Below are 8,522 nucleotides of genomic sequence, written 5' to 3' on the forward strand. Positions count from 1 at the left end.
CCCCCCCCCCCGCCGCGTCACCGATACGCGTACGGCAGCGTGCGGAGGTCCTCAACGAGCTCCGCGATCAGCTCGTCCCAGCCCGGCCGGGTGGTGCCGGCGGCGTCGCGAAACCGCCGGTCATCAAGCGAACGGTCAAGCCGGAGGGAGTCGTCCGGCAGGATCGTGTGGCCCAGCTCCAGCGCCTCGTTCAGGCGCTGGAGCAGCGTGTGCTTGTCGATCGGCTCGCTCGCCACGTGGTAGAGGCCGGAGAGCGGAGAGGCGTCGCGGATCAGGCGGTGGATGGTGCGGGCAAGGACGACGGTGGGGACGCCGCTGTAGATGGCGTGGGTGAATCCCCGCAGCGTCGAGCCGCGCGGCTGCGAAAAGAACCAGCCGAGAAGCCCCAGGTGGCCGGAGATCTCCGGGCCGATGATGGAGGTGCGCAGCGTCAGGTGGCGGCCATAGTCCACCTCGCCCATCGCCTTGGAGCGGCCGTACAGGTCCTCCGCGTCCGGGCGCTCGGCCTCCGTGTACCCGCCGCGGTCGCCGCGGAAGACGCAGTCGGTGGAGATGTGGATCAGGCGCCCGCCGGGGTTGTGGAGCGCCAGGAGGTGCGGAAAGGCGCCGTTGAGGTAGAACGTCTCGTCGACGGCGGAGTGGAGGTCCTTTTGCTTGATGGCGCCCACCGCGTTAACCACCACGTCAGGCCGCAGCGCCTCCAGCAGGTCGCGCACCCGCGTGGAGCCGTACGCGACGTCGACGTCCGGGTGGTACGTGACGAGGCCGCCCACGAACTCGGGGGGCGGGACGCGCCGCACCGTGGCGTGCAGATCCAGGGCGGGGTCGGCGCCGAGAAGCTGCACCAGCTTGTGGCCCAGCATGCCGGTGCCGCCCACCACCAGGACCCGCGTCACTGGACCCGCGCCATGGGCGCCCTGCGCTCCACCCAGAGGTAGATGGCGGCCAGGAGGACGAGCGCCGCCAGCAGGCAGACGGGGAGGAGCGCCGGCCGCCGCCATCCCACCGTCGCCAGTGCGCCGAGGGCCACGTTGGTCACCGCCACGCCCGCGCTCACCTGGCGGTGGGTCCAGCCGGACTGCACCGCCCGCTGATACGCGTGGCTCCGGTGCGCTTCGGACCATCGCTCCCGGCGCACGACGCGGCGCAGCAGCGTCACCGTGGCGTCGAAGACGAACACGCCCAGCAGGATCATCCACACCAGCAGCGGCACCGCGCCCGCGCGCTCGGAGGCGAGGGCGATGAGGGCGAAGCAGAAGCCGAGCAGGCAGCTCCCCACGTCGCCCATGAAGATGCGCGCCGGGGCCCAGTTCCACACCAGGAACCCGGCGGCGGCGGCCCCCACCATCAGCGCGAGAACGGCCAGCTCCTGGCTCCCCGAAAGCCAGAGGAGCACGCCGCCCCAGAGCCCGGCGGTGGTGGCCTCCGTCCCCGAAATGCCGTCGATGCCGTCCATGAAGTTGAAGAGGCAGACGATCCAGACGCAGCCGACCACCGCGATCAGCGCCCCCGCCCACCCAAGGTGCAGCCGCGCGGCGCCCAGCGACAGCCCGGCGAGGCCGCCGGCCCACGCCACGCCCCACACCGCGGCGGCCAGGTACACCAGCATCCGCGGCCCCAGCATTCGCCCCGGCAGCCGTCCGGTGTCGTCCATCCAGCCCACCGCCGCCACCGCGGTGCCGCCCAGGATGGCGGCGGCGAGGCGGGGGGGGATGAACCCGGCGAGGCCCAGGACGGCGGTGCCGGCCAGCACCGGGATGGCGATCCCCAGGCCCCCGCCGCGAGGGGTGGGAGCGTCGTGCGAGCTGCGGTGGTTGGGGAAGTCCAGGATCGCCCGCCGGATCGCGTAGCCGAGCACGAGCCGCGTCAGCAGGAAGCTGGCGGCCAGCGCGGCGAGCGGTGCGAGCAGAGTGATGGTCATATCGGCTGAACCCGGCCCGTCATCCCGTCGCCACGAAGTCCGGGCGGGCCGCGTCGCCGGCCAGCCATGCGTACAGCTCCAGCGTACGCCGGGCGATGGGGCCCCAGCGGTAGTCGCGCAGGATCAGGGCGCGCCCCCGGCCGCCCATCACCGCCAGCTCGGCCGGACTCAGACGGGCGGCGGAGAGCAGCGCCTCTTCCAAGCTAGCGAGATCGGGATGGACCCACCACCCGATCCGCTCCGCCTCCAGCATCTCCCACGCGGCCACTCCGCGCGTGGTGATGACGGGCACGCCCACGCCGAGCGCCTCGGCCACCACCAGCCCGAAGTTCTCGTTCAGCGAGGGGAGCACCATCACCTCGGCCACCTCGAAGGCGTCGCGCCGCGCGGCGCCGCGCAGCTCCCCCACCAGGCGGACGCGTGACGCGAGCCCCTGTTCCGCGATCATCGCCTCGACGGCGGCAAGGTACGGCGGATCGTAGCCGGGTCCCGCCACCACCAGCGTCCACCCGTCCAGCGGACGGCGGTTGCGCGCGAACGCCTCCACCAGCGTCAGCAGCCCCTTCTTGCGATGGATGCGCGAGATGTAGAGCAGGATGCGCGCGTCCGCCGGCAGCCCGTGCGCGGCGCGGAAGCGCCCGGCGTCTCCCACGCTGGAGAGCCACGATTCCGAGACGCCGTTGGGCAGCACCGCGACGGGGTTCCTGAAGCCGAGCTCCCGCAGCTCGCGCAGCTCCCCCGCGGCGGTCGCGTGAAGGCACGAGGCCCCGGCGAGGTTGCGGCCCTCGTACGCCAGCCTGGCGATCGCCTTCTTCCACGGCGAATAGGCGAGCACCGCCGCCCCCAGGCTGCCGTGCGGGGCCACGACGGTCGGCCGGCGCAGCTGCTCGCGCCAGCGCAGGGTCACGCGCGAGAACGCCTGCCAGATCCCGTGCTGGTGCAGCACCGGGAACGCGGCGGCCTCCGGCGAGCGCGCCCACCTCTCTGCCGCTGGGCTGAAGGCGAACGATGCGGGTCCCGCGACGGGAAAGACGCGGACGCGGGGGCGCACCGGCACGGCGGCGTCGGCGACCGGGTCGTCCACCCAGCCGCTGGTTGTGTGGATGGCCACGCGGCAGCCGAGCTTCCCCTGCGCGGCCGCCAGGTCCCACACCGCCCGCGCCTGCCCGCTGGACGGCTGGCCCATCCCGGCCGCGAGGTGCAGGACGTTTCCGGGGATCGCGGATGCTTCGTGCGGCGCGATTGCGGTCCTCCCGATGGTGAGCCGAGGCGCCGGGCGCGGCGGTGTGGCGAAGGTGCCGCCGGAAGACTACAGGGCGGGGTGGCCCCCTGCAACCGTTTGACAAGACGCCGCCGAAGCGAGACACTCAGCGCGCGCGAGCCCGGCCCGAGCCGGCGCGCGGCCATGGAAGCCCCCTCCGAATCGACAGATCTCGCTCGCATGGATGCCGGACAGGTGGACCCCCGGGAGGCGAAGGCGCGCCGCGTATCCGCCGCCCTGCTGGGGGTGGGTGTGGCGCTGGTGCCGGCTACCCAGCTCCGGTTCTGGGGTCCCGTGGGTCCGGGAGAGCTGCTCCTGGTCGCGTGGTGCGCGTGGTCCGCGGTGGCGGCGCCCCGGAAGCCCCGCCCTGCGATCGAGCCCGCCGTGCGGCCCTTTCTGCTCTTCTGGGCCTGCGCGCTCCCCCTGCTCCTCGCTGGGTGGATTTCGGGGTGGGGGCTGGGTCTCGCCTCCACGGGCGCGGGGCACGACTTCCTGGCCTACGTGCTGGTGGCGGCCGTCGTCGCGTGCCTGGCGCTGAAACCGTGGGCCGCGGACGAGATCCGGCGCGCCGGGTGGATCGCGATCGTGACGTCCACCGCCGTGCTCTTCCCCCTTCTGCTGTACGCCGCCTTCAACGTCCATATGGGTCCGCACAGGATGTGGCGTCTGGGACGCTTCCTGGGATGGAGCACGAACCCGAACCAGCTGCCGCTCGGGGTGATCCTGACGCCCTTTCTCGCGCTGGACGGCTTCATCAGGCACCGCGGGGTGCGGGAGCGGTTCGGCCTCGTGGTGCTGGCGTGCTGCAGCATGGTCGTGGGGCAGGCGAGCGGCAGCGACGCACTCATCCTGGCGTGGGGCGCGGGTGCGGCGGTGCTCGCGGCGCACTCGTGGATCCTCGCCCTGCGTGGCGGATCGCGGCGCGTCAGGATGCTGCTCGTCGCCGCTCCGCTCATCGCCCTTGCGCTGGTGATCGCGGACGGGCGCGTCGTGGATCGGGTGGCGCGGGGCCTCGCCGCGATCCGCGACGAGCAGGAACCGGGAGCCGAGCGGAATGCCCTCTGGGAGACGGCCCTCGACGAGGCGGCGGCCTCTCCCGTGGTGGGTCTCGGCCCCGGCGGGCATGCTCACATTCTGAGCGGCCGGTGGGCCGGGTTCCCCGCGGAAGCGCACAACATCCTGGTCGACTGGGGAAGCGCCACCGGGCTGGTGGGAACGATCCTCCTGTGCGCGCTCCTCTTCCACGTCGCGTACCACGCACTCCGCGCACCTCCGTACTTCGCCGCGCTGGGCGCGCTCATGGTGTTCGGCATGGCGCACCACTACCTGCGCCATCCCATCATCTGGATCTACCTCCTGCTGATCTCCCTTGCCGGGCAACGGATGGCAGCGCCCGAGTAGCTCAGCCGCAACAGCATGGTTGACGCGGAAGTGCGGAGAAACCGAGCCATGCAGTTGCAGTTTCTCTCCGCGCCTCCGCGCCTCCGCGTGAGATGTTGTTTCTTCCGATGCCGCGACCCAATATCTTGTGCACGCCGCCGCCGCCCGTGAGCGGCCCCCTCACCCCTTGCCCGACTACGCAGATGTGCTCACCGGACGTGGTACGCTCCGCGCTCGCCGGCGCCGGCATCAACGCGGAAACGCTCGCACCCGCGGTCCGCTTCGCCCGCGAGGGCGGCCCCGCCTTCCGCCACGTGGCGGACCTCACCCACACCCTCTCGCCGCGCTTCCCCGTCTTCCCCTTCTACGAGCCGTTCCGCATGCGGAACATGTTCGCCGTGGAAAAGAACGGTTTTGCCGCCAACGAGCTGACCTTCGCCGAGCACACCGGCACCCACCTGGACGCGCCGTCGCACTTCGTGGCGAACGGCCAGACCGCGGAGGCGCTGGAGGTGTCGCGCTTCCTCGCGCCGCTGGTGGTGGTGTCGGTGGCGGAGCGCGCCGCGCGTGACGAGGACACGCTCGTGACCGTCGATGACCTGACGGAATGGGAGCGCGCGCACGGGCGCATCCCGGACGGCGCCGTGGTCGTGATGGACTCGGGATGGGAGCCGCGCGTGACGCAGCCGGGGCGTTTCCTGAACGCGGACGCCGCGGGGGTGATGCACCACCCGGGGTGGAGCCGCGAGGCGGCGGAGTGGCTGGTGCACGAGCGCGTCGTCACCGGCGTCGGCACCGACACCATCAGCCTGGACTTCGGCGCCTCCACCACCTACGAGGCCCACCAGGTGCTGCTCGGGGCGGGGAAGTACGGGCTGGAGTGCGTCGCCAGCCTGGGCAGCGTCCCCCCGTGCGGCGCCACGCTCGTCGTCGGCGCGCCCAAGCACGAGGGCGGCACCGGCGGCCCCGCGCGCCTCCTGGCGCTCTACTGAACCCTGTTGCCGCGCCCCAGAATGAGATCGCCCTTCATCATCCTCGCCGCCGCCGCGCTGCTCCTCGCCACTGGCGCGCGGGCGCAGGACGCACAGCTCGCCGCCGCGCCCACCTGCGCGGAGCGGGGGATGCAGCGCATCGCCGTGATGGTGCCCCCGGGGCGCACCGCGGACGAGGTGCGGGAGCTGGCCCGCGGCGGCGCCCTGGCCCCGGCGGGGACGGAGGTCTTCATCCTCCCGGCGGGGCACTTCACCCGCCTCAAGAACGAGCAGCTCTACAGGGAGCGGATGAACCGGATGCTGCAGCACTTCCTCGACAGGGGCACAAAGGTGGATGGCAACGTCAGCATCCTCCTTCTCCTGGACGAGAGCGGCGCCGTGGCCGAAGTCCATCCGAACACCCGCAACCGGCAGCTCGACCGCGAGCTGTTGAACACGTGGAAGGACCTCGGCTTCGAGCCGTACGTCATCGACGGGTGCCGGGTGCGCGCCTACATCCACGTGCCATTCGCCTTCTCGTCCGACTACGGGTTCACGCGCAGTGAGATCGAGGTGAAGCCCGTTCCGCCTTGAACCGCGTCTCCCTGTGAGAGATCGCTACCGCCCTTCGAGCAGCTCGATCTCCCGCCGCACGCGCTCCGGCAGCGGCACCTTTTTCTGGGCCGCGTAATCGAACGACACCAGCACGCCGTCGCCCTCCGCCGCCACCTCCCCTGACTTGCGGCTCACCAGGCGGTAGGCCATCGAGAAGCGGTCCTCGCCCACTTCCGTGACTCGCGCCCCGACCGCCACCGTGTCCGGCCAGGTGAGCGGCCGGCGGAAGCGGCAGCCGGTCGAGGCCAGGATCGGCCCCACGGGATCATTCTCCGCCAGCTCGCGAAAGCCGATGCGCTCCAGGTACTCGATCCGCGCGCTCTCGAAGTACCTGAAGAAAACGATGTTGTTGACGTGCCTGAAGTAGTCCATGTCACCCCACGCGACGGGGATGTCCACGACCACCGGGTAGCCGGCCAGCAGTTCCTCCGTCATGCCGCCCCCGCCGCGCCGAGCCCCGCCGCCCGCCCCGTGGCCCACGCCCAGAAGAAGTTGTAGCCGCCGATCGGCCCGAAGCAGTCCAGGATCTCGCCGCACAGGTGCAGCCCGGGGACGACGCGGCTCTCCAGCGTCCGCGGATCCACCTCGGCCAGCGGCACGCCGCCGCCCGTGACTTCGGCCTTCTTGTACCCCTCGTGCCCTGTCCAGGGGAGCGGATAGCGCGCGAGCGTCTCTACCAGCCGCTGCCGCTCGTCGCGGCGCAGCTGCGGAAGGGTGCGCGCCTCGTCCACCCCGGCCTCCTCCAGCAGCGCGTCGGCCAGGCGATGCGGAAGGTGGCGGCGCACTACGTTCGCCACCGTCCCCTGCGAGCGTTCCATCAGCATCCGCTCCCAGGCGGCCGCGTCGAACTGCGTCCACTGCACCAGGATCGGCGCTGGCGACGCGCTCTCCGCCGACTGCACCGCCACGTGCGACACGTCCAGCACGGTGGGCCCGCTGTAGCCGCGGTGGGTGAAGAGGAAGCCTCCCTCCGCCGTCAGCCGCCCCTTCCCCAGCGGCGCCTCCAGCTTCACCGTCAGCGAGATCCCCGCGAGCGGCGCGTGCGGAGTGCGGGCGCTGGTGAGCGGGGTGAGCGCCGCAAAAGTATCGTTCAGCGTGTGCCCGAGCTGCTTCACCACGCGCAGCCCCGTCCCGTCGCTCCCCGTCGCGGGCACCGAAAGGCCGCCGGTGGCGATGATGACCCGCGCCGCGTCGATCTGCCCGCCGCCCTCCAGCAGGACGCGCCACGGCTCGCCCTCGCCGCCGGGCCGCAGCCCCACCACGTAGCTCCCGAAGCGCATCCGCACGCCGCGCCGCTCCGCCAGCTCCAGCAGCCCGTCGCGTACGTCGCGCGCCCTGTGCGTCGATGGAAAGAGCTTCCCCGTCTCCTCCTCCAGCTCCAGCCGCAGCCCCACCTCCTCCTCGAAGAAGCGCCGCTGGTCCGGCAGCGGCCAGGAGAGCAGAATCTTCTTCAGCGTGTTGCGCGACGACGACGTGAAGTACTGCGCCGGGTCCACTTTCGACGGCAGGATGTTGCACCGCCCGCCCCCGCTGATGAGGATCTTCCTCCCCCCGTCGCGCGTGCGCTCAAGCAACACCGTGCTCCGCCCGGTGGACGCCGCGAAGATCGCCGCCATCGTCCCCGCGGCGCCGGCCCCGATCACCACGATGGGCAGCGCGTCCGTCCCAGTCTCGCTCAAATCGGCTCCCTCCGGTGGTTTGGCGGCGAAGTCGGACAGGATAGCACGCCCGTCGCCCTCCCGCACGCTGCGCCGTGTTACCCCTTGACCGATCCCTGGCACCCCTTTATACTGGTGGCCCCGCAAGAACGGAGTTGCCGACGATTGACCCGCGAGGGGTTGACGACTCCGGCTCGAGCGGATACGTTGGAGGGCTGTCGCTCGAAAGGCGGCGCGGTTGAGGGAAGGAATGAAAACGCTGGTTTTCGTCCCTTGACGATCCGCGATAAGCTGAGTAGCTTCAAGGAGTTCGCCGTGGATCGGGCGCGGCGGAAGTTGGAAAAACGGGGGTTGACGGATTAGCAACGCTCGTTTAGATTGAAGGACTGCGCGACGGGCCGGGTGAAACTGGCCGGGTTGCCATGAAGACGCGGCAGAGGCCGCGCGGAAGTTTTGACAAATCGGGTATTGGGGAGTGCTTTGTGCAGCCCGCGAACTAAGGAATTGCGGAGCGGCCGTGTGGCACGTCAGCCGGGGGCGTCACGTCTCCCGCGGTGCCTGCAGGTGCTCTAGAAGCATCGCACGGATTGCACACAACGTGAAGAAGAACCGAACGAACGATACAGTCGTTTGTTCTCTGGAGCTGTTTGAACTCATGGAGAGTTTGATCCTGGCTCAGGACGAACGCTGGCGGCGCGCTTAACACATGCAAGTCG

The 8,522-nt window shown here is 71.2% G+C and carries 8 protein-coding genes and 1 rRNA gene; 4 read left to right on the top strand and 5 right to left on the bottom strand.

Annotated elements, in window-relative coordinates:
- Positions 1-17: 17 nt before the first annotated feature.
- The 3 genes from VF647_22770 to VF647_22780 are packed head-to-tail and all read right to left on the bottom strand — an operon-like array spanning position 18 to position 3,107.
- Positions 18-896, bottom strand: coding sequence for an SDR family oxidoreductase (locus VF647_22770; GenBank protein ID HEX8454919.1), 879 nt, complete (start codon positions 894-896; stop codon positions 18-20).
- Positions 893-1,921, bottom strand: coding sequence for a glycosyltransferase family 4 protein (locus VF647_22775; GenBank protein HEX8454920.1), 1,029 nt, complete (start codon positions 1,919-1,921; stop codon positions 893-895). Before VF647_22775 ends, VF647_22770 begins: the two co-directional genes overlap by 4 nt.
- 19 nt (positions 1,922-1,940) lie before the next feature.
- Positions 1,941-3,107, bottom strand: a complete 1,167-nt coding sequence (locus VF647_22780) for a glycosyltransferase (GenBank protein HEX8454921.1) — start codon at positions 3,105-3,107, stop codon at positions 1,941-1,943.
- Between the two features lie 255 nt (positions 3,108-3,362).
- Here VF647_22780 and VF647_22785 point away from each other — a divergent pair, with 255 nt between their 5' ends.
- The 3 genes from VF647_22785 to VF647_22795 all read left to right on the top strand — a co-directional run bounded on the left by VF647_22785 (position 3,363) and on the right by VF647_22795 (position 6,127).
- Entirely contained in the window at positions 3,363-4,583 is a 1,221-nt protein-coding gene (locus VF647_22785; GenBank protein ID HEX8454922.1) for an O-antigen ligase family protein, read from the top strand.
- Positions 4,584-4,765: 182 nt separating this feature from the next.
- The gene (locus VF647_22790; GenBank protein HEX8454923.1) at positions 4,766-5,554 is read left to right on the top strand and encodes a cyclase family protein; all 789 of its coding nucleotides are present in this window, start codon (positions 4,766-4,768) and stop codon (positions 5,552-5,554) included.
- A gap of 21 nt (positions 5,555-5,575) precedes the next feature.
- Positions 5,576-6,127, top strand: a complete 552-nt coding sequence (locus VF647_22795) for a hypothetical protein (protein ID HEX8454924.1) — start codon at positions 5,576-5,578, stop codon at positions 6,125-6,127.
- A 24-nt stretch (positions 6,128-6,151) separates the two neighbouring features.
- On the opposite strand, the gene VF647_22800 is transcribed toward VF647_22795, so the two are convergent.
- Both VF647_22800 and VF647_22805 read right to left on the bottom strand, forming a co-directional pair.
- Positions 6,152-6,583, bottom strand: coding sequence for a thioesterase family protein (locus tag VF647_22800; GenBank protein HEX8454925.1), 432 nt, complete (start codon positions 6,581-6,583; stop codon positions 6,152-6,154).
- Positions 6,580-7,827 (bottom strand): aminoacetone oxidase family FAD-binding enzyme, encoded by a 1,248-nt coding sequence (locus VF647_22805; protein ID HEX8454926.1) that lies wholly within the window; start codon positions 7,825-7,827, stop codon positions 6,580-6,582. Before VF647_22805 ends, VF647_22800 begins: the two co-directional genes overlap by 4 nt.
- Positions 7,828-8,458: 631 nt before the next feature.
- Between VF647_22805 and VF647_22810 the strand changes: the two genes are divergently transcribed.
- Positions 8,459-8,522, top strand: a 16S ribosomal RNA gene (locus tag VF647_22810); the annotation flags it as partial.

The organism is Longimicrobium sp., from assembly GCA_036387335.1.
Taxonomy (GTDB): domain Bacteria; phylum Gemmatimonadota; class Gemmatimonadetes; order Longimicrobiales; family Longimicrobiaceae; genus Longimicrobium.